The following is a 24621-nucleotide window of genomic DNA, read 5'->3' as shown; positions in this document are numbered from 1 at the left end:
CCATGGAGTGGATTAAAGATTACTGGTGGATCATTTTGATCATTCTGATTGGTATGTTGATCAGCGGTGTGAAGGAACTGCGACGCGTTGATGTGAAAAAATACCTCAACGACAAACCCGAAATTCCACCGCATCGCGATAATAATGCCGAGTGGGACAAAGATGATGAATGGCCGAAGAAGAAGTAAAAGCAGTTAAAAACGGAGGCAGCCAAACTGGCTGCCTTTTTTGATCAATGCACCGGGGGTTCGTCATTCTGCAAATGCGAAATGGCGGTGTTGATCATGTGCGAATCCAGCCCGTGCGCCATGCCCGCCTGAATATTCAGGGTACAGGCGCAGCCCAAAGCGTTGAGTCGTTCGGCCGCACTTTTGGACTGGAACGGATTGATCACCGGATCCTGCTCGCCGTGAATAAAATGCACCACAGTGCCTGCCGCAATGGGTTTTTCCGGCAGATTAGCGAAACGGCCACTGAAAGCGACAATGCGCGAAGCGAGATGTTCTTCCACTTTGGTGGATTCCAGCGCCATGATGGTGCCCTGTGAAAAACCGACTAATGTGGTATTTTCAGGAGTGACGCCGGTTTTTTGCTGCCAGTCGCGGACAATCTCAATAAACAGCGGCATCGCGGCATCAATACGCGGCTGGCGGTTTTTCTCCGTCACGCCCTGTACTGAGAACCACTGAAACCCACGGCCAAAGTCACAAATATCCGGGCTGCCGACGCTGACGACCTGAGCCTGCGGGAAAGAGACGGCGAAAAACTTGCCAATTTCACCCATCGAAATCGGGTTATCGCCCACGCCGTGAAATAATAAAATCAGCTGGTTAGCACGCGCTTCCGGCTGCTGGACGATAATCTGTTCTGAGCTCATGGGTTTCTCCCGTATTAGGTTAATACCGTCACTATACGCCGCCTGCCGGTGAGTGAAATCGGGTTTTATTGAATGAGTCTTTCCATTTTTTGCAATGAAATCTGCCCGTTATTCCCCCCGGCCGCAGGCTTTGAGTGCCTGCTGCGTTTCCTCTCGCCAGCGGGCCAGCAGCGCCCTGCGGCCGGTTAGTTGCAACATTTGCACGATTTCCGCGGTGCTTTTTCCCTGTTGTAGCCAGGCACGCAGCGCCTGCAGCGGCAACGGGCTGGACATCAACAGGCGGCTGAGGGCGGGAAGACTGCTTTGTGCAGGCCGGTGCGCGAAGGCAAATCCTGCCAGTTCGCGCCAGTCGGCGTCATTCATTCGGGTATCACCCTCAGGCGGGAACGGCAGCCGGATATCGGTCAATGTCGACAGCCAGCGCCAGTCACGGTGAAGCTGATTTAATACTGCCTGAGCCAGTTCATGCCCTGCAGGACTGAGCGGTAATATCGCCATCGCGGCATAACATCCGCTGCTGGCTTCTTTCTGCGTGCTGATACGCGCAAGCTGAAAACCGGCCTGATGCCACAGCGCGGCAAGTTCTTCGGTATAACCGAAACTCACCGACAGAAAATCCAGCCCCGCCTGCTGCGCGCGCTTTTGCTGTTCCGCCAGTAAATCGCGGGCGATCCCCTGCCGCCTCAGCGCCGGGTGTACTGCAATCCGACTGATGCGCCGTGAACGTAATACGGCGGCTTCGGGGAAACCTGCGTGAGCCGCGAGCGACTGCGCCACCAGATTGCCACGCGGCCGCCGCCGCCCCGCCCAGACATCCTGCGCCAGCGCCTCGCTAAGTCCGCCCTCATCCACCAGCCACAGCGCACCGGCTAACGTCGGACCTTGTCTGGCGGCGCTGAAGGTCATCCCCGGCGCATCCAGTAAACGACGCAAATCCAGCGGCGAAGTACGGTAATGCGCGCTGGTCAGCAGGCCGTAAAAATCCTTCAGCAGCGCGGGCTCCTGACACCAGCGAGCGGCGTCAAACGGGAAAATTTCCGGCGTTTCACCGGTGTTATGCACGTCTGGCAGATGTTCTTCAAACAGCAGCAGTTCGCTTATCAATGGCTCGAGCGGATCCTGTTCCGACCAGCGTATGGGTGCGTGCAGCCGCAGATCGTGCCATTGCGCCAGTGATGCACAAAACTTCAGCAAAAAACCGCGCCCGGTGCCTTCGTAGCCCTCCACCGTGGTGGTAAGCAACACACGCGGGAAGGCTTTGACCATTACCGAAAGCATCGGCGCAGGGATGGCTGCGGCTTCGTCGATAATCAGCCAGTCAGCGCCGTTGACCGCCCCTTCGCGACACAAGCTCAGCAGAGCATCAGGCGCAATAAACCGTACCGACTCCGGTGCATGACAGAGGATGTGATCAACCGAACGTTTGCCCGGCGCCGTCACCCAGCAGGTGCCCGGCCACTGTGCGGCCAGCATACCTGCCAGCGTTGATTTGCCACGGCCACGAGGCGCAGTCAGCACCCAAACACCGGATTTTGCCTGCATAAGCAGTTGCAGAATCGTCTGCTGCTGCGGCGTTGGCTGACCATCAGGCGGCAGCCAACGCGCTGCAACGGGCAACGGGGAAAGTTCAAAATCGGTGTCTTGTCTGCACAGTGCAACGTGCGGCGCGTTTTGCAGCAAACCCTGAAAACGTTGGATAAAACGGGGCGTGGCGATCGGTTGCGGCTGTTCACTCCAGCGCAGGCTGTCGCTGTCGGGCTGTTGCGCCCAAAGCTGCCATGGCGGCACCAGCAAAATCAGCCAGCTTCCGGCCTTCAGCGTGCCGGAAAATGCAGCCAGTGCCTCAACATCCAGCCCGCTGCGCGCATCAAAAATGCCGTGTAAAACGTCCTGACCCAGCAGCGTCCGGGCCGCAGAGGGTGAGCAGGCGTTCACGCCGGCGGGCGGCGAATCACTGAGCCACAGCCAGTCGCCTTCGCAGCCTGTCGACACATGTCTGGCCTGATCTTCACACCAGCCCGCTTCCCCGCTAAACACCAGTAAACGCCGCACACCCTGGTGCTGCATCTGATGCTGTAATGAGGTCAGGGACGTGGCGGGCATGTCAGCTTTTCCCTACCAGCATCGACAGTAAACCGGCGGCGATCAGCGGCCCGACCGGCACGCCTTTAAACAGCGCGACGCCGAGTACGGTACCGACCAGCAAACCGGCAACCAGATGGGGCTGCGTTCCCATCAGCGTCAGACCGCGCCCACCCAGCCACGACACCAGCACGCCGACCAAAATAGCGGCGATAGATTTCCAGTGCAGGAAGGAATGCACAATGGTGCTGGCACTGATTTTTCCGCTGGCAATAGGCGCCATCACTCCGACGGTCAGAATGATAATACCGATGGTCAGGCCGTATTTTTCTATCCAGGGGAAGAAGTTGTTCAGCGGCGTGATACGTACCGTCAGCAGGAAAAACATCGCGATAGTCACCGCGCTGTTGTGACTGATAATGCCGAGCCCGGCAAACACCAGTAAGATCAAAAGGGTTGGATCGAGAAAAGCCATAGCGTTCCCTGCGTTTTCCTGTCAGGAAGTAAAAAAGGCTCCGGGGAGCCTTTTGAATCGGTCATTGATTATTGAACAGTTTTTGCAGCCAGACCAGAACTGAATAGCCTGCATTTGGCAGAATCAGCGGCTGGCAAAGGTGTTGCACTGATCGGGATTACCGGTATCGAAACCGCGCTTGAACCAGGTATACCGCTGCTGAGATGTGCCGTGCGTAAAGCTGTCCGGCACCACGCGCCCCTGGCTTTGCTGTTGCAGACGGTCATCGCCGATCGCCTGCGCGGCGTCCAGCGCCTCTTTCAGATCGCCCTCTTCAAGCACATTTTGTTGCTGCATGGAATGGCCCCAGACGCCGGCGTAGCAGTCAGCCTGGAGTTCCATTTTCACCGACAGCTGATTCACCGCCGCCTGCGATGCGCCCTGCTGCATCTCGCGCACCTTGCGTTCAATACCCAGCAGATTTTGTACGTGATGGCCGACTTCGTGCGCCACGACGTAACCCTGTGCAAAATCACCGCCCGCGCCCAGTTTGTTCTGCAATTCCTGATAGAAGGAGAGATCGATATACACCGTGCTGTCCGCCGGGCAGTAGAACGGCCCCATAACCGACTGGCCGGTACCGCAGCCGGTGCGGGTTGCGCCACGGTACATCACCAGTTTCGGTTCGCGGTAAGTCATCCCCTGTTTCTGGAAGATTTCTTTCCAGGTGTCTTCTGTAGAAGCGAGGATCACCGAGGTGAATTTCGCCTGCTCATCATCTTTCGGGCTGATGGACTGCGATTGTGTCTGCTTTTGCACACCACCGGACTGCCCGCCATCGATAAGCGGTGTCAGATCAATGCCGTAATAACCGGCGACCAGCACCACGATAATAATCACGATGCCACTTTTCCCACGGATCGGCAGACGCATTCCGCCACCGCCCGGACCACCACCGGAGTTGGATCCCTGTCCGCGTCTGTCTTCCACATTGTCGCTTTCGCGACGCCCTTGCCAACGCATACTCCACCTCCAGACTGTTTTTATAAAGACTAGCCAGCGCGCGCGGTTAATACCATCCGCGCAAGGACGTAATTTTAGGTCAGAAGGCATTAAATGAAATAAAACAGTGGGGAAAAGGGGAAATTAAATGCGTAAGAAGAAATCGGGTGGCACAAATACCACCCGGTTTGATACAGCCCCGCTACGTAAACGATTGCGCGTCAGGGCTGAAAACTGACTGACGATCAGTCCAGTTTCACACCGATGCGGCGAGCAACTTCTTCGTAGGCTTCGATCAGGCCACCCAGACTCTGGCGGTAGCGATCTTTATCCATCTTGTTCAGGGTTTCTTTATCCCACAGGCGGCTACCATCTGGCGAGAATTCATCACCCAGTACGACTTCACCGTTGAACAAACCGAACTCGAGTTTGAAATCGACCAGAATCAGACCGGCATCATCAAACAGTTTGGTCAGCACGTCGTTGGCTTTGTAGCTCAGCTCTTTCATGCGTGCCAGATGCTCTTCGTTCACCCAACCGAAGGTTTTGCAGTAAGACTCATTGATCATCGGATCATGCATCGCATCGTTTTTCAGGAACAAATCGAACAACGGTGGATTGAGTACCAGACCTTCTTCAATGCCCAGACGTTTTACCAGCGATCCTGCAGCACGGTTACGGATAACGCATTCAACCGGGACCATATCCAGTTTTTTCACCAGCACTTCGTTGTCAGACAGCAGGCGTTCCATTTGTGTCGGAATACCGGCTTCTTCCAGCTTAGCCATGATGAAATGGTTAAATTTGTTGTTAACCATGCCTTTACGGTCGAACTGCTCAATACGCTGACCATCCAGTGCTGACGTATCGTTGCGGAATTCCAGCACCAGCAGGTCCGGGTTTTCTGTGGTGTAGACGGTTTTCGCCTTGCCGCGATACAACTCAGCTAACTTTTGCATCTTTACTTACTCCAGTGGAAAAAACAGATGTAAAAAGGGGCCGAAGCCCCTTGGTATTATTTTGCACTGCTCTGGCTAAATGCGGCCTGCATGACCGCCACCATCGCGTCGTTCTGCGACTGGCTGAGAGCATGTCCTTTTGGATCAAGGAACTGCAAGCTACTGCGGTTGTCGAGGTCGCCAACCTGAAGTTTGTAATCACCGGATGACAGACCCGGATCTTTCGCACCCAATGTCTGCCACGCATCGTCATTCAACGGTTTGTAGGTGACGGATATTGTGCCCTGCGGACGGCTGCTGTCGGTCACTTTCATGCCGGCTTTCGCCAGGGCATTCGGCAAGCGATCCCACACCACGCCATAGCTGGTACGCACGATCAGCACCGGCAGGCCGGTATCGTCTGCGCCGCTTTGCACGTCGATCTCGCCAACGCGACGATTATCGAGACGGGCTTGCGTATCCTGCTGCACTTTATCCAGATTTGCGGTGATGGAGTTCATCATCTGGCTGTTATAACGCTGGATTTCAGCCGATGTGGTGACCGCTTTATCCTGCTGTTTCAGTTCAAGCGTTTTCACGGTCAGGGCTAACTGGTAGCTCTGCTGTTTCACGCTGATCTGATAACGGCCCTGATACTGGAAGTCTTCATCTGCACGATTCCAGTTAACGAAATCAGTGGTCAACGTCTGGTTAGCATCATCACGGTTAGCGATGGTGTAATTGTTTTGCTGAACGGCTTTCACCACGTTGTTCCACAAATCACGGTTCTGAGCAGTGTTTTCCAGCAGCACGGTACTGCTGTCGCCGGAGAATTGCGTTTGTGAACCGTTCAGCAAGGCCAGAGGCTGCATCGGTGGACGGATGTCGAGCTGTTTGCCCACCGCACCTTGCATTGCACCGGCCTGAACATCGTACGTTCCGTTCTGTACAGGCAGAATCATCCCGGCAGGGGCTTTCAGCTCATGCAGGGCGGGTGCATCCAGGTAGGATTCATCGCCGCTCACCTGGCGCTTGTAGCGCTGGTCGCTTGAACAGGCCGCCAGCAGCATGATCAGGGAAACCCCAACCACTTTCGCTACGGCTGATTTCTGCAATCGGGTCATCTGGAAACTATTCTTGTCAAATAAAGAGGCCATCAAATCTTCCTAAGAGTTACAGCAAACCGGCGCTTTTTAATGCGTGTTCCACGACCGGACGGGCAGCATCTGTTAACGGCGTCATAGGCAGACGCAGAGTATCTGTTGCCATCAACCCCAGTGCCTTACAGGCCCATTTCACCGGGATTGGGTTTGCTTCTACAAACAAATTCTGATGCAACGGCATCAGGCGCTGATTCAGGCGACGCGCTTCGGCAAAGTTGCCACATGCCGCCAGTTCACAAAGTTGAGCCATTTCACGCGCAGCCACGTTGGCCGTCACAGAAATCACCCCTTTGCCACCGAGTTGCATAAAGTCCAGACCGCTGGCGTCATCGCCGCTCAGCAGAATGAAATCTTCATCATCAACCAGCACTTGGATCTGACTAACACGACTTAAGTTCCCTGTTGCTTCTTTAACAGCAACAATATTCTTTAATTTGGCTAAACGCGCGATGGTCGGCGGCAACATATCGCAGCCGGTACGTGAAGGCACGTTGTAGAGAATTTGTGGCAGAGAGGTGTTTTCAGCGATGGCTTTAAAGTGCTGAAACAGACCTTCCTGAGTCGGACGATTGTAATATGGGGTGACTGTCAGACAGCCCACAACGCCACTCTTTTCAAAACGTTGCGTCAGTGAAATCGCTTCGGCGGTGGCGTTTGCCCCGGTGCCTGCGATAATAGGAATGCGTCCATCGGCCAGTTCCAGCGTTTGCATGACCACGTCACCGTGTTCGTCATGACTTAACGTCGCCGACTCGCCTGTTGTGCCAACGGAAACGATCGCCGCAGTACCACTGGACACATGATAATCAATCAGTTTTTTCAGACTCGCGCGATCGACAGCACCTTTGGCGTCCATCGGCGTAACCAGTGCAACAATACTTCCCGTAAACATTGACCTTCCCCTCCACAAACAGGTCACTCATGGTACTTTTGACACCACTGCAAAAGCAAGCAAACAACGTGTTGTAAGCGCTTGTCCGGCGGTTTTTTTTATGTTTACCTTGGGAATACTCCCAAGCACGACAGGAAGACCCATTTTGCCGCAGCCACAACAACATTATCTGGTTATCACCGCGTTAGGTGCCGATCGCTCAGGTATCGTCAATACCATCACCCGCCAGGTCAGCAGCTGCGGCTGTAATATTGAGGACAGCCGGCTGGCGATGCTCGGTGATGAATTTACCTTCATCATGCTGCTTTCCGGCAGCTGGAACGCGATTACGTTGATTGAATCGACACTGCCGCAAAAAGGCGCCGAGCTGGAATTGCTGATCGTGATGAAGCGCACCAACGCGCCGGAACGCCCGCCGATGCCAGCGACCGTATGGGTGAAAGTGGAAGTGAAAGACTCCCCGCACCTGATCGAGCGTTTCACGGATTTATTCGATACGCACCAGATGAACATTGCAGAACTGGCGTCAAAAACCCGTCCTGCTGAGGGCACAACGCCCGCCCAGCTTTCCATTCAGATGACGGCGCACAGTGCTGCTAATACCGATCCGGTAATTATTGAACAAGCCTTTCATCAGCTATGTACAGAACTGAATGCGCAAGGCAGTATTAACGTCGTCAGTTATTCTGAGAATGAAAATAAACTGCAGTAATCGCTAAGAGATACGGAGAAAGACAATGAGCCCACTGAAAGCCGGTGATCCTGCGCCGCAATTTAGTTTACCCGATCAAGACGGTGAACAAATTAATCTGGCCGACTTCCAGGGACAGAGAGTCCTGGTTTATTTTTATCCAAAAGCTATGACCCCTGGCTGTACCGTACAGGCCTGTGGACTGCGCGATAACATGGATCAGTTGAAAAGTGAGGGTGTGGAAGTGCTGGGTATCAGCACGGATAAACCTGAAAAACTGTCGCGTTTTGCTGAGAAAGAGCTGCTGAACTTCACGCTGTTGTCCGATGAAGATCATCAGGTTTGCGAGCAGTTTGGCGTCTGGGGTGAAAAATCCTTTATGGGGAAAACCTACGACGGTATTCATCGCATCAGCTTCCTGCTTGACGGCACTGGCAAGGTCGAAAAAGTGTTCGACGACTTCAAAACCACTAACCATCATGACATCGTGATGGCCTATCTGAACGAGAAGTCCGCCTGATAACTCACGGGTGACCCACGTTCATAAAAAAAAGCGCAGACGCGCTTTTTTTATTTCCTTCATTTCGCCCTGCCGGTTCAGACGCTTTCGTTGAGCAGTTCATCAGGCCAGACGTGCACCACAGCTTTGACCAGGGTCGCCAGCGGGATCGCAAAGAATACGCCCCAGAACCCCCACAACCCGCCGAACACGACAACCGAGAGGATAATCACCAGCGGGTGCAGATTCACGGCTTCCGAGAATAGCAGCGGCACAATCACGTTTCCGTCCACGCCTTGTACCACCAGATAGGCAACGAGCAGCGTCCAGAAATCGGCACCCAGTCCCCACTGGAACATCGCCACAATCACCACCGGGATGGTCACCAGCATGGCGCCGATATAAGGGATTAACACCGAGATCCCCACCAGCACCGCCAGCAGCAGCGAATAACGCAAGTCCATCACCCAGAACACCAGATAGGTGGCGACACCCACGATAATCATCTCAAGCACTTTGCCGCGAATGTAATTGGTGACCTGCTGATTCATTTCTGCCCAGACCTGCCCCGCCAGCCCGCGATCGCGTGGCAAAACGCGACGCACGGCATTCAGCATTTGCTCTTTATCCTTGAGCAGGAAGAAGACCATCATCGGCACCAGAATCAGGTAAATCGCCAGCGTCAGCAAACCGACCAGCGAGGCCACTGAATACTTCACGACCGATTCGCCCAGCCCGGAAAGTTTGCTGCGCATATTTTCGGCCATCATGTCGATGATACCGGCATCAACCAGCGCCGGATAACGCCGGGGCAGCGTAGCAGCAAAATCATAGAAACGGTTAAGCATGCTGGGTAAATCCGCCAGCAAATTAACGCCCTGTTGCCAGGTCACCGGCGCAACAACAAAAATGCCCAGCATCAGAATACCGGCGAACAGAATCAGCACCACGCTGACCGCCAGCGTGCGCGAAAGCCCGACATGTTGCAGGCGCACGGTTGGCCATTCCAGCAAATACGCCAGCACTATCGCCACCAGCAGCGGTGCCAGAATACCGTTGAGAAAGTAGAGAATACAAAAACCTGCAACCAAAATTGCCAGCAACGCAATGGCTTGCGGGTCGGTAAACCGGCGGCGATACCACTGTAATAACATGTCCAACATCAGAGAATGCTCCTGTAAATTCCGGTATCTGGTAGGGTTGCGCTCTTCGTTCCCTGCGCACTCTGACACAAGTAACTATCTTTTATATTTGTTGTCACACAACTGTAGCCGCAGAGTGTTTTAAACTCTCACGAGGATAGCTACTATAAAGTTCAGCGCAAACAATAGCGCCAGAAATAATGTTCATCCCTTCAGTTCACGGAAGAAAAGCTCTTAAAGCTCATCGGTGTGCGGATAAATTATTGGGAAGCAAATGTATATGGTAATGCGATTGAAAAAAACCGTGATCGCCCTGTGTCTGGGCAGCCTGTTCAGTAGCGCAATTTTTCCCGCAGGCGCTGATGACAGTTCATTCTGGTCGACACCGGCAACGTCTTCCGCCAAAACGACGACATCCCCCTTAGCGCCTTCGGTGAGCGATCAGTTACCGGATATTGGCACCACGGCGGGCGGAACGTTAAGCATTAATCAGGAATTGCAGATGGGCGATTTCTACGTCCGTCAGATGCGCGCCAGTACCCCGCTGATTAACGACCCTTTGCTCAATCAGTACATCAATGAACTCGGGCAGCGCCTGGTTGCCCATGCCTATTCAGTCCGCACGCCGTTCCATTTCTTTATTGTGAATAACGACGAGCTTAACGCCTTCGCTTTCTTCGGTGGCAACGTGGTGCTTCACTCCGCGCTGTTTCGTTATACCGACAACGAAAGCCAGCTGGCATCGGTGATGGCGCATGAAATCTCCCACGTCACCCAGCGCCATCTGGCCCGTGCGATGGAAGATCAGCAACGCAATGCGCCACTGACCTGGGTCGGCGCGCTGGGTTCCATTCTTCTGGCGATGGCCAGCCCGCAAATGGGGATGGCGGCGCTGACCGGCACCCTGGCAGGCACGCAACAGGGGATGATCAGTTTCACTCAGGGCAACGAGCAGGAAGCGGACCGTATCGGTTTGCAGGTTTTACAGCGCTCCGGGTTTGATCCGCAGGCAATGCCGGCGTTTTTACAGAAACTCGCCGATCAGGCAAGTTATTCCACCCGTCCGCCGGAAATGCTGCTGACGCACCCCCTGCCCGACAGCCGTCTGGCGGACGTGCGTAACCGTGCCAATCAGATGCCGCATACGGTGGTGCAGTCTTCGCAAAATTACCTGATGGCGAAAGTGCGAATGCTCGGTATGTACGGTTCTGAAAGCTTCCCGCTGACCGATGACTATCTGCAAAAACTGAGCAACGGCAACGTGCGCGAACAACTCGCCGCGAAATACGGTCAGGCGTTGCAGTTTTATAAAGCCAAGAAATACGATCAGGCACGGGCAATACTGGATCCGCTGATGGCGCAGAATCCGGGCAATGACTGGTTGCTGGATTTATCAACTGATAACGATCTCGAAAGCAAACGCGCACCTCAGGCCATCGCCCGTCTCGAAGCCGCAGGGGCCGCCAGCAGCACCAATCCGGTTCTTCAGCTGAATCTGGCGAATGCCTATTTAGAAGGCGCGAAACCGGCCAATGCCAGCAGGATCCTCAACCGTTATACGTTCAATTATCCGGGCGATCCTAACGGATGGGATTTACTGTCTCAGGCGTCTGCCGCGCAGGGGATGCGCGCGCAGGAACTGGCCGCCCGCGCTGAAAGCATGGCGCTGATTGGCAGGTTAGATCAGGCGATAGAAATGCTGAGTAACGCCAGCGCATTGCAAAAATTAGGCAGTCTGGAACAAGCCCGCTACGACGCACGTATCGACCAGTTGCGTCAGTTGCAGGGACGTTTCCGCCAGTATCAGAAAGGCTGAATTTGATGATTAAGGAAGAGTGTATGCCAAAAGATGTCGCTATCTACCACAACCCGCGCTGCTCAAAGAGCCGCGAAACGCTGAAATTGCTGGAAGAGGCCGGGATCGAGCCGGAAGTGATTTTATATCTGGAGACGCCACCGACCGTTGCGACCTTGCAGGATCTGCTGAACAAGCTGGGGTTCAGTTCGGCACGCGAACTGATGCGCAAAGGCGAAGAGATTTATAAGGCATTGAATCTGGCTGAGCAAAGCCTGAGCGAAACACAGCTGTTGCAGGCGATGGCTGAGAATCCAAAGCTGATTGAACGTCCGATTGTACTGGCAAACGGCAAAGCGCGTTTAGGGCGGCCACCGGAACAAGTCAAAGAGATTTTGTAACCCCGCACGCCGTTTCGGGTTCGTGATGCGAACCCGGACTCCTTTCCGCTTACAGCCCCAGAATATCTTTCACGAACGGGATGGTCAGTTTCCGCTGAGCAGTAATCGATGCGCGATCGAGCTGATCGAGCGTTGTGAACAGCGTGCGCATTTCCCGATCCAGACGTTTGAGCAGGAACCTGCCAACATCTTCCGGCAATTCAAATCCGCGCAGTTTTGCGCGCAACTGTAATGCCTGAAGTTTTTCTTCATCGGAGAGCGGCTGCAGTTTATAGATTTGCCCCCAGTCGAGGCGCGAAGCCAGATCCGGCAGGCTGAGGTTCAGCTGGCGCGGAGGACGGTCGCCGGTAATAAACAGACGCGTGCGGCCGGTTTCAAGAATGCGGTTATAGAGATGGAAAACTGCTGCTTCCCATTCGTCATCTCCGGCAATGCCCTCGATGTTATCAATGCAGACCAGCGCAAGATGCTCCATGCCGTCCAACACTTCTGGCACAAAATAGGCGCGTTTATCTAAGGGCACATACCCCACGGCTTCGCCACGCTGGGATAATTCCGCGCAGGCCGCGTGAAGAAGATGGCTGCGGCCGCCGCCTTCGCGTGACCAGAAATAAATATACGTGCCGTGTTCCTGATGCAATGCGGTCTGAATAGCAGATAGCAGAGAGGGATTCTCACCCGGATAAAAACTGGCAAAGGTTTCATCATCGGGAAGATAAAGTGGCAGGGAAAGCTGTGCCGGCGTATTCAGAAGCACCTCAACCAAAGCGGTATGAAGACCGCAGATGTTGTCTCGTCAATAAAAAGGAACGACCGAATTCTAGCAAGGATCCGCAACGAAATGAACTCTGCCGAGTGCAACCGCTTGTGATCCGAGCACCTGACCGGGAAGCGCTGCACCCGCCGGTCAGGTGTTTCGTGAAAATACCGCCATCAGACAGGCGGATTTTCCCGCTCGTCTTCAATATCAATGATCTTTTCTTCGCCACGGAAGATCTCAATCACCTTAAACAGCAGGCTGAGGAAGATGCCGACGATGGTCGCCAGCGCCATGCCTTTCAGCTCCGCCGCGCCGATGTGGATCTTAGCCCCGCTGACGCCGATGATCAGGATCACCGCCGTCAGGATCAGGTTCTGCGCTTTGTTGTAATCGACCTTTGATTCGATCAGTACGCGGATACCCGATGCACCGATCACGCCGTACAACAGCAACGACACGCCCCCCATCACCGGAACCGGCACTGCCTGAATGGCCGCCGCTAATTTACCGATGCACGACAGCAGGATCGCCAATATCGCCGCGCCACCGATCACCCAGGTGCTGTAAACCTTAGTGATCGCCATGACGCCGATATTTTCGCCGTAGGTGGTATTGGGCGTGGAACCGAAGAATCCGGACAGCACCGTCGACAGGCCGTTCGCCAGCATTGAACGGTGCAGGCCGGGGTCACGCAGCAAATCTTTTTTGACGATGTTTGCCGTCACAACCAGATGCCCGACGTGCTCTGCAATCACCACCAGCGCCGCAGGCAGGATGGTCAGGATCGCCACCCATTCAAAACGCGGAGTGTAGAAGGTCGGCAGTGCAAACCAGTGCGCATTGGCAATCGCGGAAACATCTACCACGCCCATAAAGAAGGAGAGCGCGTAACCGACCAGCACACCGATCAGGATCGGGATAATCGCCAGAAAACCACGGAATAACACCGAACCCAAAATGGTCACCGACAGCGTCACCACTGAAATGGTCACGGCGGTGGAATCCACCGGTGCGCCATCAGCAGGCAGCAGCCCGGCCATGTTCGCCGCCACACCGGCCAGCTCCAGACCGATGACGGCAACGATTGCGCCCATCGCCGCCGGAGGGAACATCACGTTGATCCAACCAATGCCCGCTTTCTTCACAATCAGCGCCACCAGGCAGAACAACAGCCCGCAGGCGATGAACCCGCCGAGCGCCACTTCATAACCCATCGGCAGCAATAGCAGCACCGGTGAGATAAAGGCAAAACTCGAACCGAGATAAGCGGGTATTTTCCCTTTACAGACAAACAGATACAGCAAAGTCCCTATGCCATTGAACAGCAGCACCGTCGCCGGATTGATTTTGAACAGAATCGGCACCAGAACGGTGGCACCAAACATGGCAAAAAGATGCTGGAAACTCAGGGGAATCGTCTGCAATAACGGCGGACGTTCGCTTACCCCGATGACACGACGGGTCATGGATTGATCCTCTGTAAAAAATGGCGGGTAAAAAAATCTCAAAAAAAAGCCGACTGCTTAGTCGGCTTATTGCTTGCTGCTTATTTCGTACCAAATATCTTATCGCCCGCATCACCGAGTCCCGGGATGATGTAGCCTTTTTCATTCAGCCCCTGATCAATCGAGGCGGTGTACAACTCAACGTCAGGGTGCGCAGCTTCCAGCGCGGCAATCCCTTCCGGTGCAGCCACCAGTACCAGCACTTTAATGCTCTGGCAGCCAGCTTTTTTCAGCAGGTCGATGGTGGCAATCATAGAACCACCGGTCGCCAGCATCGGGTCAACAACCAGCGCCAGACGTTCTTCGATATTAGAAACCAGTTTCTGGAAATACGGCACAGGCTTGAGGGTTTCTTCATCACGGTACACGCCAACCACGCTGATGCGTGCGCTCGGTACGTGCTCCAGCACGCCTTCCATCATGCCCAGACCGGCACGCAGGATAGGCACGACTGTGATTTTCTTACCTTTAATCTGATCGATTTCGACCGGGCCATTCCAGCCTTCAATCGTCACTTTTTCAGTTTCTAAATCGGCAGTCGCTTCATACGTCAGCAGACTTCCCACCTCAGAAGCCAGTTCGCGAAAACGTTTCGTGCTGATGTCGTTCTCACGCATCAGGCCCAGCTTGTGTTTCACCAGCGGGTGTTTCACCTCGACGATCTTCATTTTTTATTCTCCTAAGGTGGTTGAGCTGCAAAAAAAAATCGCGAGATTATAACGCCATTTTTTTTCAACGCCATAGCTTATAGCCTGATCTGGATCATCAGGAGCCCCGATAGAGTATAGACAGCCTAAAAATCATCATCGAATAAGGCGCTCGCAAACGTTTGCCTGCGCTGTTAGAATTGCCCCGCTTTATTCTTCAACCACCAACCCAAACCGCCGTGGGGACTTCGCAGTGACCGACAAAACCTCTCTCAGCTATAAAGACGCAGGCGTAGATATCGATGCCGGTAACGCATTGGTAGATCGCATTAAAGGTGTAGTAAAACAGACTCGCCGCCCGGAAGTGATGGGTGGACTGGGCGGTTTTGGTGCTCTCTGCGCGCTGCCGCAAAAATACCGTGAACCCGTTCTGGTTTCGGGCACCGACGGCGTTGGCACCAAGCTGCGTCTGGCGATGGATTTGAAACGCCACGATACTATCGGTATCGATCTGGTCGCGATGTGCGTCAACGATTTAATCGTTCAGGGTGCTGAACCGCTGTTCTTCCTCGACTATTATGCCACCGGCAAACTGGACGTCGATATCGCCGCCAGCGTGATCACCGGGATCGCCGAAGGCTGTAAGCAATCGGGCTGTGCGTTAGTCGGTGGTGAAACCGCTGAAATGCCGGGCATGTATCACGGCGAAGATTATGACGTCGCAGGTTTCTGTGTCGGCGTGGTGGAAAAATCAGAAATTATCGACGGCAGCAAAGTGACTGACGGCGACGTGCTTATCGGTCTTGCAGCCAGTGGCCCGCATTCCAACGGCTATTCTCTGGTGCGCAAAATTCTGGAAGTCAGCAACACCAATCCGGAAACCACCGATCTGGCAGGCAAACCGCTGGCCGATCACCTGCTGGCACCGACCAAAATCTACGTGAAATCGATCCTTAATCTGATCGAAAACGTGGATGTTCACGGCATCGTTCACCTGACCGGTGGCGGCTTCTGGGAAAATATCCCTCGTGTTTTGCCGGACAATACACAGGTCATTATCAACGAATCCAGCTGGGAATGGCCGGACGTCTTCACCTGGTTGCAAACCATCGGTAACGTCAGCCGTCATGAAATGTACCGCACCTTTAACTGTGGCGTGGGCATGGTCGTGGCACTTCCGGCAGAGCTTGCCGACCAGGCGATTGCTTTACTGAATGACAATGGTGAAAAAGCGTGGAAAATTGGCTATGTTAAAGCCTCTGATTCCGCTGAACGCGTAATCATTGAATAATCAGGTAAATCAACTGACTGAAGACAGGTACTGATATGAAAAGGATTGTGGTTCTGGTATCGGGCGAAGGGAGCAATCTCCAGGCTCTGATAGATGCCTGCCAGCAGGGACGAATTAACGCGCAGATCAGCGCTGTCTTCAGTAATAAATCCGCCGCTTACGGTCTGGAGCGCGCGCGACTGGCAGACATTCCGGCACAGGCTCTGGATGTTAAAGCCTACGAAGACCGCGCGGCATTTGATATGGCGCTTGCCGATGCCATCGAGGCTTATCAGCCCGATCTGGTGGTGCTGGCGGGGTATATGCGTATTCTTACCGCGGATTTCGTCCAGCGTTTCGCCGGGCGCATGATCAACATCCACCCTTCCCTGCTGCCGAAATATCCCGGTTTACACACTCACCGTCAGGCGATTGAAAATCAGGATGATGAGCACGGTACGTCCGTGCATTTCGTGACAGAGCAACTCGACGGTGGCCCGGTTATTTTGCAAGCCAAAGTGCCGGTATTCAGTGATGACAGCGAAGACGATCTGGTGGCCCGCGTACAAACGCAGGAACACAATATCTATCCGCTGGTGGTCAGCTGGTTCGTTGAAGGACGTTTATCTCTGAAAAACGATCAGGTTTTACTGGATAATAATCCACTCCCCGAACAGGGTTACGCGGCGGATTAATCTGCCCGATCGCGATGATTTCACCAGAAACCGGCCCAGTGCCGGTTTTTTATTTCCTGTCATTTGACACTTGTTTACAGTGTAGCCGATATAATCCCCTTCCCGGCGCACGTTTAAACGTCGTTTGTGCGCCGACCTTCGTCTGAAACTCAGTCGTTTCAGATTTCATCTTCAGGAAGGTTACCTCAGGTAAAACGGCTTTTGATTTTTTGAGGAACACCCCATGTTTAGCAATAACAGCGTCAGATTACGTCCACTGGAAAAGGACGACCTGTCGTTTGTTCACCGTCTTGATAATAACGCCAGCATTATGCGTTATTGGTTTGAAGAGCCTTATGAGGCCTTTGTCGAGCTGACCGATCTTTATAACAAGCATATTCATGACCAAAGCGAACGCCGCTTTATCATTGAATTCCAGGGCGGACCTGTCGGCCTTGTGGAGCTGGTGGAAATTAATCACATCCACCGCCGCGCGGAATTTCAGATCATCATTGACCCGCAGCATCAGGGCAAAGGTTTCGCCGGAGACGCGGTGCGTCTGGCAATGGATTACGCCTTCTCTGTGCTCAACCTCTATAAACTGTATTTAATCGTCGATAAAGAAAACCAAAAGGCGATCCATATCTACAGCAAATTAGGGTTTGAACTGGAAGGCGAATTGAAACAGGAGTTCTTTGTGAACGGAGAATATCGCAGCGCCATCCGCATGTGTATTTTCCAGCCGCAATTCCTGGCGAAATATAAAACCAAACCGGTGCAGATCAAACCGGAAGCGGTGATTGGCGCAGGTGCAGTCTGATTTAATTCAGCGGATCCTGACTCATTTTCTGCGGGTGAAGGGCGTGAATGTCCTTCACCCGTAAGACTTTTCCCCTATTTCCCCCTCTTTTATTCCTTCTTCTAAAACTCTCCCTGTTATGTTGGACTTTCCTGTCAATCTTTCGCAATATTGTTAGTAGACACTAGGCCCCTCACACAAAAGGCTTGCTGTTACGCTGACGGTTTCGAAAAGCGAACGGCACGAAGATGATGTTGAGCTAAATTGCGGTGTTTTCAGGCAAAATTTTGCCTGTATGGGCCAGGTTGCAAGCTAAACGAACGGAGTGAAAATGGGTCAGGAAAAGCTTTATATCGAGAAAGAACTAAGCTGGCTGTCCTTCAATGAACGCGTCTTGCAGGAAGCAGCAGACAAAAGTAATCCCCTGATCGAACGGATGCAGTTTTTAGGCATTTATTCCAACAACCTCGATGAATTTTACAAAGTCCGGTTTGCCGATTTAAAACGACGCATCCTCATCAGTGAGGAGCAGGGATTTCTTGGCGCTTCCCGGCATTTGCTGAAAAAAATTCAGGCGAAGGTGCTGCGCATCGATCAGGAATTCGACAGCCTTTATAACGATTTGCTGCTGGAAATGGCGCGTAATCAGATTTTCCTGATTAACGAGCGTCAGGTGTCTGAGAATCAACAGCTCTGGCTGCGACAGTACTTCAAACATCATCTGCGCCAATTTATCACGCCAATCCTTATCAATCACGACACCAATCTGGTGCAGTTCCTGAAAGACGATTACACCTATCTGGCGGTCGAAATTATCCGTGGCGAAGAGATCCATTACGCACTGCTGGAAATCCCGTCCGATAAAGTGCCACGTTTCGTCAATCTGCCGCCGGAAGCACCACGCCGCCGTAAGCCAATGATCCTCCTGGACAACATTTTGCGTTACTGTCTGGACGACATTTTCAAAGGCTTCTTCGATTACGACGCGCTGAACGCCTATTCGATGAAAATGACCCGTGACGCCGAATACGATCTGGTCACGGAAATGGAATCGAGCCTGCTGGAACTGATGTCATCGAGCCTGAAACAGCGTCTGACCGCCGAACCGGTGCGATTTGTTTATCAGCGCGATATGCCCAATGAGATGGTCGAATTGCTGCGCGGTAAGCTCGGTATTTCTAACTACGATTCCGTGATCGCCGGTGGCCGCTACCATAATTTCAAAGATTTCATCGGTTTCCCTAATGTCGGTAAAGCCAATCTGGTGAACCGCCCGCTGCCAAGATTACGGCATCTCTGGTTCGATAAATTCCGCAATGGTTTTGCAGCGATCCGCGAGCAGGACGTGCTGCTGTACTATCCGTACCACACGTTTGAACACGTGCTTGAGTTGCTACGTCAGGCGTCATTCGACCCGAACGTGCTGTCGATCAAAATCAATATTTACCGCGTCGCCAAAGACTCGCGCATTATTGAATCGATGATCCACGCGGCGCACAACGGCAAGAAAGTCACCGTGGTGGTTGAGTTACAGGCGCGCTTTGACGAAGAGGCAAATATTCACTGGGCGAAACGTCTGACGGAAGCCGGTGTACACGTTATTTTCTCTGCGCCTGGCCTGAAAATTCACGCAAAACTCTTTCTTATTTCCCGCCGCGAAGGCGACGAAATTGTCCGCTATGCTCATATTGGGACCGGGAATTTTAACGAGAAAACGGCACGCCTTTATACCGACTATTCGCTGCTCACCGCGGATGCGCGAATCACTAATGAAGTCCGTCGGGTATTCAACTTTATCGAAAACCCTTACCGTCCGGTGTCCTTTGAGCATCTGATGGTATCGCCACAGAACTCGCGGGACATGCTATACCGGTTGATCGACCGGGAAATTGCCAATGTTCAGGCCGGCGGTACCGGTGGTATAACGCTGAAAATCAACAACCTGGTGGACAAAGGGCTGATCGACCGCCTTTACGTGGCATCCAACGTCGGGGTAAAAATCCGTCTGCTGATCCGCGGGATGTGTTCACTGGTGCCTAATCTGCCCGGTTTTAGCGAAAACATTCAGGTCACCAGTATCATCGACCGTTATCTTGAACATGATCGCGTTTACGTGTTTGAAAACGGCGGCGATGCCAAAGTGTTCCTGTCTTCCGCTGACTGGATGACGCGTAATATCGATTACCGTATCGAGGTGGCCGTCGCGTTGCTCGATCCGCGTCTTAAACAGCGCGTGCTGGACATTCTGGAGTTGCTGTTTAATGACACAGTCAAAGCCAGAGTGATTGATAAAGAACTGAGCAACCGGTATGTTCCACGCGGAAATCGCCGCAAAGTCCGTGCGCAGCTGGCGATTTACGACTATCTGAAAGATCTGGAACAACAGAGTCAGCAAGCCTGAACCCCCTGGAGCGTTACATAACTATGCCCCTTAAAAACAGCTCATTGAGTGCCAAGCCACAGGAAATTGCGGCGATCGATCTCGGGTCGAACAGTTTCCACATGGTGATCGCGCGCGTCGTTAACGGCGCATTACAGGTTTTAGGTCGCCTGAAACAACGCGTTCATCTGGCTGACGGCCTCGACAGTAAAAATGTGCTCAGTGAAGAAGCCATTCAACGTGGGCTGGATTGCCTGGCTTTGTTTGCCGAACGCCTGCAAGGTTTTCCGGATAACAACGTCACCATCGTCGGGACGCACACTCTGCGTCAGGCGGTGAATGCTGAGGAATTCCTCAAGCGCGCCGCAGAAGTCATCCCCTACCCGATCGAAATCATTTCCGGTCAGGAAGAAGCTCGCCTGATTTTCATGGGTGTGGAGCATACGCAGCCGGAAAAAGGCCGCAAACTGGTGGTCGATATTGGTGGCGGATCCACGGAACTGGTCATCGGGGAGGATTTCGAGCCATTGCTGGCCGAGAGCCGCCGCATGGGCTGCGTCAGTTTTGCGCAGATGTTTTTCCCCAACGGTGAAATCAGCCGCAGCAATTTTAAACGCGCCCAGCTCGCCGCCGCACAAAAACTGGAAACGCTGGCATGGCAATACCGTCTGCAAGGCTGGCAGTATGCGCTTGGCGCATCCGGCAGTATTAAAGCCGCGCATGAAGTCCTGGTGGAAATGGGCGAAAAGGACGGTTTGATTACGCCTGAACGTCTGGAAATGCTTACCGAAGCGGTGCTGAACTTTAAGAACTTCGACGCGCTGGATCTTCCGGGGCTGTCAGAAGATCGTCAGTCAGTTTTCGTGCCGGGGCTGGCCATTCTGCGTGGCGTGTTTGATGCGCTGGCGGTCAAAGAACTGCGTCTTTCTGACGGCGCGCTGCGTGAAGGTGTGCTGTATGAAATGGAAGGCCGCTTCCGTCATCAGGATATCCGCACGCGTACCGCGAAAAGCCTGGCCGAGCATTACAACATCGACCGGGAACAGGCGCGCCGCGTACTGGAAACCACAGAGCAGCTTTACAGCCAGTGGCTGGCGCAGAACACCAAACTGGTTCAGCCGCAGCTCGAATCACTGCTGAAATTCAGCGCCATGCTGCATGAGGTAGGTTTGAGCATCAACCACACCGGTATGCACCGTCACTCTTCCTATATTCTGCAAAACACCAATTTGCCGGGGTTCAATCAGGAACAGCAAACGCTGCTGGCAACGCTGGTGCGTTTCCATCGTAAAGCGATCAAGCTGGAAGAGTTGCCGCGCCTGAATTTGTTTAAGAAGAAGCACTATATTCCGCTGATCCAGCTATTGCGCCTCGGGGCACTGCTCAATAACCAGCGTCAGTCCACCACGACGCCGGAGTCTCTTCGGTTATCGACGGATGATAATCACTGGACACTGCGCTTCCCTGCCGGTTATCTGGCGCAGAACAACCTGGTTCAGCTGGATTTCGAACGTGAACAAAGTTACTGGGATGACGTCACCGGCTGGAAACTGATGCTGGAAGAAGAAGACGTGGGGTCTTCAGAAAGCTAAGCCTTCCCGGCGATAAAGCAGCAAAAAAAACCTCTGCACGCGAAGGCGTCAGAGGTTTTTTATTTTTAGGATGAAAACTGAAGGTCAGTCTTTGCGAAACGCCAGCAGGGACGCCAAAGGTTCAGGTTTACCCACCAGATAACCCTGCATGTAATCAACCCCCAGCGCGTGCAGGGCTGCCTTCTGCTCTTCGGTTTCGACGTACTCCGCCACAATGCTCAGATGTTTCATTCTGGCGACCTGACAGATCGACTGTACGATATAGCCATCCAGCGAATTGGTCAGCATATTGCGGACGAAGCTGCCGTCAATTTTGATGATATCGGCCTGAATGGCTTTCAGACGGCCATAACTGGCATAACCGGTACCGAAATCGTCGATGGCAATCCGGCAGCCGTAATTACGCAGCTCGCGCATGGCTGAGTCAGCGTATTTCACGTCCTGCAATAAGTGTGATTCCGTCACTTCCAGAACGATCTGGAAAGGCTCCACCTCAAACTCAGCCATCAGGGTTTTGAAATCACGGGTGAACGTCGGGCGGCACAGCGTCGATGGCGTAAAGTTGACGGCAAAACGCAGGCTCGGCAGACGCGAACGGTTCGCGTTGATAAACATCAGCGTGTGCCTGAGCACCCACATATCCAGCTGATAGGAAAGCCCAAACTCATGCACAACCGGCAGGAACTTATCCGGCATGACCAGATTTTCCTGCGCGCCATCGAACATGCGCAGCAAGATTTCATAATAATTGTCACCCCGCACGCCTGAGATAGGCTGCGCCATCAGAACGAAACGATCGTCATCCAGCGCGCGCTGGATTTTATGCAGCATATCGACCTTTTCTCTGATTTCCAGCTGCACCTGGCTGTGATCGCTTTTGTTCGATTCCGGTTTACCGGTGGTCAGCGACACTTCGGCAATCCCGCTCAGTTCGCCCAGCAAGATCGGCAGATGCTCAACCGGTGAGTAGACCGTGCAATAAGACAGACCGATATTAGGATGGAGCGGTAATCCGTTCCAGATCAGGCGAAAATCTTCAACATACTCATACAGTTGCTGGAGTTTGCCCTCCACGTCTTCACTGTTAAGCCGCAGCACCAGATCGTAACCCGGTAAGTGATACACTTTTTCGCCCGGCTGCAGATACGGCTTCAGCCCCATCGCCAGTTGCTGCTTAAACTGAATACGCAGCTGCATACCGTAGTTACGGCTCAGCACATCCATATCGGAAACACGAACAAAGCACAGCAAGGAGCGCGGATAAATCGCCAAATCACGGTTAAAAGCGCGCAGGTTCGGCAAGGCGAAAACCGGATCCTGTAATGCGGCAGCTTTGAATTTTTTCATCAGCAGCCGCTGGCGGGAGGAGATCACCGCCATCAGCAACAGCGTGATGGTATAAACCAGCATCAGGGCGGAGACGAAAACCAGATTATGGACAAAGTTAGTGTCAGAGATAAAACCCTGATAATAATGGAATAAAATGGTGAGCGTGATGGTCCAGACAATGCTGATGAAGTAATAGCCATAGCGCAGTGCACCGAACAGTAACACCGGGAACAGCAACGTCAGCGTGTAATCACTCAGCAGGATTTTCATGAAAGGCTCGCTGAGCCCCTGAATGCACAGCAGCGCCACCATTGTGCCCAGCACAATAAACCACAGCACCATTTCAGCCGGTTTCACACCGGGCGCACATTGTTTTCGCAACATCATGCGCAACACGCGCCAGTAACGCGGGCGGCGGATAATGCGGATAATCAGATAGATCAGATGCGAGTTGAGCAGAATACCCAGAATCATCGCCTGAAGATTGATAAGCGTACGCAGCGTCATAAAATCGCGTGTCGCCATCCCCAGATATTCTGGCAGCAGGCCGCTTTCCACGACAATTTGCAGCACAATAATGAAGAAGAACGTCAGGAAAATCAGCAGCCAGCCGACCCGCACCCAGGCCTGATTCATCAGCCCGAGCGGTGCAGACCAGCGGCTTCCCGCCTGCCAGCGGTAGCCCAGCCAGGCAAGAAACAGTGACGTGAAATAAATCACCGTCATCAGCGTTCCCATTTCCGCGCCCACACGCAGGTAGTAGCGCAGGAAAAGCGTCAGCACAATGCCGGGGAATGCCGCCCAGTCAAACACCATCAGCAAGGCCACACAGGTCGCCAGCGGCATGTAAATCAGATAGGTGCGACCTTCCGGTAAGAAAATGATCGGAGAAAGCGACGAGCTGAGCGGGATCAGCACCAGCGCACAGAAGATCGGAAGCCCCCACCATTTATGGCGCAGTTCATTCCACGAGAAGAGTTTTTGCATCGGATCCATCGTAAGTTTCGCGTATGAAAGTCATGACGCAGTATAGGTGTCAGGATGAAACGGGCGTGTGTAAAACGCCGGGTGACAGTGACAACGGGTTCCGCGCGCAGTTATCGGCATAAACATCTTTTCACTGAAAAACGCAGAAAGAATAGAAACAGCGGAGGTTGGTGTCATGAATCACAAATTATGGCTGAATTCTAATCGGCTTTATATTAATGCTCTTGATGCTGATCAATAAACACATTCTTCCAAATATCCGCTAAATGAAGCTCAAACAATTTCGCACGTGATTAACCAAATAATAAATACATTCAAATCCATGAGATTAACTTTAAACGTATAGATTGTCTGAATGGTAAAGTTATCGTGCGACTTTACTTACCGGTGAAAATAAACCGCACTTTTTGCATTTTTCCTTTATCTGGAGCGTCGTTTAGTTGTGCGTTATATTGTAAACGTTATCATTTACACTCTTTCATCACTTCTACCGGAGCAAAGATCCACTGAGCCGACACGACTATGTCTCGAAAATCCAACATCAAGATGACGAAAATTGTTCTTTCGGTAAGCTTCATTATTTTGTTCGGGCGACTGGTTTACTCCGCTTTCGGCGCGTATTCGCATCACCAGAATCAAAAGCAAACGCAGACCGATACGCAGACAGTGGGGCCACAGCAACAGACGCCGGAAAAAACCTGTACCGGTACGCTGAAAACCTGCCGTTACTCAAAGGACTAAG

The 24621-nt window shown here is 53.0% G+C and carries 23 protein-coding genes; 11 read left to right on the top strand and 12 right to left on the bottom strand.

Annotated elements, in window-relative coordinates:
• Positions 1-2 precede the first annotated feature (2 nt).
• The gene (locus ACQZQY_RS10865; RefSeq protein WP_056771358.1) at positions 3-188 is read left to right on the top strand and encodes a YpfN family protein; all 186 of its coding nucleotides are present in this window, start codon (positions 3-5) and stop codon (positions 186-188) included.
• 44 nt (positions 189-232) lie between these two features.
• Here ACQZQY_RS10865 and ypfH read toward each other — a convergent pair whose 3' ends face one another.
• The 7 genes from ypfH to dapA all read right to left on the bottom strand — a co-directional run bounded on the left by ypfH (position 233) and on the right by dapA (position 7408).
• On the bottom strand, positions 233-877 hold the full coding sequence (gene ypfH / locus ACQZQY_RS10860; protein ID WP_431297089.1) for an esterase: 645 nt from the start codon (positions 875-877) through the stop codon (positions 233-235).
• Between the two features lie 108 nt (positions 878-985).
• Positions 986-2980, bottom strand: a complete 1995-nt coding sequence (locus ACQZQY_RS10855; protein ID WP_431297088.1) for a tRNA(Met) cytidine acetyltransferase TmcA — start codon at positions 2978-2980, stop codon at positions 986-988.
• 1 nt (position 2981) lies between these two features.
• Positions 2982-3434, bottom strand: a complete 453-nt coding sequence (locus tag ACQZQY_RS10850) for a DUF441 domain-containing protein (protein ID WP_056771350.1) — start codon at positions 3432-3434, stop codon at positions 2982-2984.
• A gap of 123 nt (positions 3435-3557) precedes the next feature.
• Entirely contained in the window at positions 3558-4436 is an 879-nt protein-coding gene (ypfJ, locus tag ACQZQY_RS10845) for a KPN_02809 family neutral zinc metallopeptidase (RefSeq protein WP_431297087.1), read from the bottom strand.
• Positions 4437-4660: 224 nt separating this feature from the next.
• Complete coding sequence (gene purC, locus ACQZQY_RS10840) at positions 4661-5374, bottom strand: phosphoribosylaminoimidazolesuccinocarboxamide synthase (protein ID WP_056771346.1); 714 nt, start codon at positions 5372-5374, stop codon at positions 4661-4663.
• Positions 5375-5430: 56 nt separating this feature from the next.
• A complete protein-coding gene (gene bamC / locus ACQZQY_RS10835; RefSeq protein WP_056771343.1) occupies positions 5431-6510 on the bottom strand; it encodes an outer membrane protein assembly factor BamC in 1080 nt (359 codons plus the stop codon).
• A gap of 16 nt (positions 6511-6526) precedes the next feature.
• Entirely contained in the window at positions 6527-7408 is an 882-nt protein-coding gene (gene dapA, locus ACQZQY_RS10830) for a 4-hydroxy-tetrahydrodipicolinate synthase (RefSeq protein ID WP_056771342.1), read from the bottom strand.
• 145 nt (positions 7409-7553) lie between these two features.
• Between dapA and ACQZQY_RS10825 the strand changes: the two genes are divergently transcribed.
• Positions 7554-8120 carry a glycine cleavage system transcriptional repressor gene (locus ACQZQY_RS10825; RefSeq protein WP_056771339.1) on the top strand — a complete coding sequence of 189 codons (567 nt, stop codon included), beginning with the start codon at positions 7554-7556 and terminating at the stop codon, positions 8118-8120.
• Between the two features lie 25 nt (positions 8121-8145).
• Entirely contained in the window at positions 8146-8619 is a 474-nt protein-coding gene (gene bcp, locus ACQZQY_RS10820; protein WP_056771336.1) for a thioredoxin-dependent thiol peroxidase, read from the top strand.
• A 77-nt stretch (positions 8620-8696) separates the two neighbouring features.
• Here the strand turns inward: bcp and ACQZQY_RS10815 are convergent, their stop codons facing one another.
• Positions 8697-9761 carry an AI-2E family transporter gene (locus ACQZQY_RS10815; protein WP_056771333.1) on the bottom strand — a complete coding sequence of 355 codons (1065 nt, stop codon included), beginning with the start codon at positions 9759-9761 and terminating at the stop codon, positions 8697-8699.
• A 259-nt stretch (positions 9762-10020) separates the two neighbouring features.
• On the opposite strand from ACQZQY_RS10815, the gene ACQZQY_RS10810 reads away from it, so the two are divergent.
• Positions 10021-11556 carry a beta-barrel assembly-enhancing protease gene (locus ACQZQY_RS10810; RefSeq protein ID WP_205965089.1) on the top strand — a complete coding sequence of 512 codons (1536 nt, stop codon included), beginning with the start codon at positions 10021-10023 and terminating at the stop codon, positions 11554-11556.
• Positions 11557-11579: 23 nt separating this feature from the next.
• Positions 11580-11936, top strand: coding sequence for an arsenate reductase (glutaredoxin) (gene arsC / locus ACQZQY_RS10805; protein ID WP_431297086.1), 357 nt, complete (start codon positions 11580-11582; stop codon positions 11934-11936).
• 49 nt (positions 11937-11985) lie between these two features.
• On the opposite strand, the gene hda is transcribed toward arsC, so the two are convergent.
• The 3 genes from hda to upp form a co-directional block, all read right to left on the bottom strand.
• Complete coding sequence (gene hda, locus ACQZQY_RS10800) at positions 11986-12693, bottom strand: DnaA inactivator Hda (protein WP_122096119.1); 708 nt, start codon at positions 12691-12693, stop codon at positions 11986-11988.
• 176 nt (positions 12694-12869) lie between these two features.
• Positions 12870-14162, bottom strand: a complete 1293-nt coding sequence (gene uraA / locus ACQZQY_RS10795; RefSeq protein ID WP_413528164.1) for a uracil permease — start codon at positions 14160-14162, stop codon at positions 12870-12872.
• An 80-nt stretch (positions 14163-14242) separates the two neighbouring features.
• On the bottom strand, positions 14243-14869 hold the full coding sequence (gene upp, locus ACQZQY_RS10790) for a uracil phosphoribosyltransferase (RefSeq protein ID WP_056771320.1): 627 nt from the start codon (positions 14867-14869) through the stop codon (positions 14243-14245).
• Between the two features lie 232 nt (positions 14870-15101).
• Between upp and purM the strand changes: the two genes are divergently transcribed.
• The 5 genes from purM (at position 15102) to ppx (ending at position 21563) form a co-directional block, all read left to right on the top strand.
• On the top strand, positions 15102-16139 hold the full coding sequence (purM, locus tag ACQZQY_RS10785) for a phosphoribosylformylglycinamidine cyclo-ligase (protein WP_431297085.1): 1038 nt from the start codon (positions 15102-15104) through the stop codon (positions 16137-16139).
• 35 nt (positions 16140-16174) lie between these two features.
• Positions 16175-16813 carry a phosphoribosylglycinamide formyltransferase gene (purN, locus tag ACQZQY_RS10780; RefSeq protein ID WP_431297084.1) on the top strand — a complete coding sequence of 213 codons (639 nt, stop codon included), beginning with the start codon at positions 16175-16177 and terminating at the stop codon, positions 16811-16813.
• A 223-nt stretch (positions 16814-17036) separates the two neighbouring features.
• Entirely contained in the window at positions 17037-17612 is a 576-nt protein-coding gene (gene speG, locus ACQZQY_RS10775) for a spermidine N1-acetyltransferase (protein ID WP_056771309.1), read from the top strand.
• 310 nt (positions 17613-17922) lie between these two features.
• Positions 17923-19992: a polyphosphate kinase 1 gene (ppk1, locus tag ACQZQY_RS10770; RefSeq protein ID WP_431297083.1), complete on the top strand. Its 2070-nt coding sequence runs from the start codon at positions 17923-17925 to the stop codon at positions 19990-19992.
• Positions 19993-20015: 23 nt separating this feature from the next.
• A complete protein-coding gene (gene ppx / locus ACQZQY_RS10765) occupies positions 20016-21563 on the top strand; it encodes an exopolyphosphatase (RefSeq protein ID WP_056771304.1) in 1548 nt (515 codons plus the stop codon).
• Positions 21564-21647: 84 nt separating this feature from the next.
• Here the strand turns inward: ppx and ACQZQY_RS10760 are convergent, their stop codons facing one another.
• Positions 21648-23888: a sensor domain-containing phosphodiesterase gene (locus tag ACQZQY_RS10760; protein WP_056771301.1), complete on the bottom strand. Its 2241-nt coding sequence runs from the start codon at positions 23886-23888 to the stop codon at positions 21648-21650.
• A 513-nt stretch (positions 23889-24401) separates the two neighbouring features.
• On the opposite strand from ACQZQY_RS10760, the gene ACQZQY_RS10755 reads away from it, so the two are divergent.
• Positions 24402-24620 (top strand): YfgG family protein, encoded by a 219-nt coding sequence (locus ACQZQY_RS10755; protein WP_056771298.1) that lies wholly within the window; start codon positions 24402-24404, stop codon positions 24618-24620.
• Position 24621: the final 1 nt, after the last annotated feature.

The sequence above is a fragment of the Rahnella sp. PAMC25559 genome (assembly GCF_050632365.1).
GTDB lineage: Bacteria > Pseudomonadota > Gammaproteobacteria > Enterobacterales > Enterobacteriaceae > Rahnella > Rahnella rivi.
This window is presented reverse-complemented; position numbering and strand designations above follow the sequence as displayed.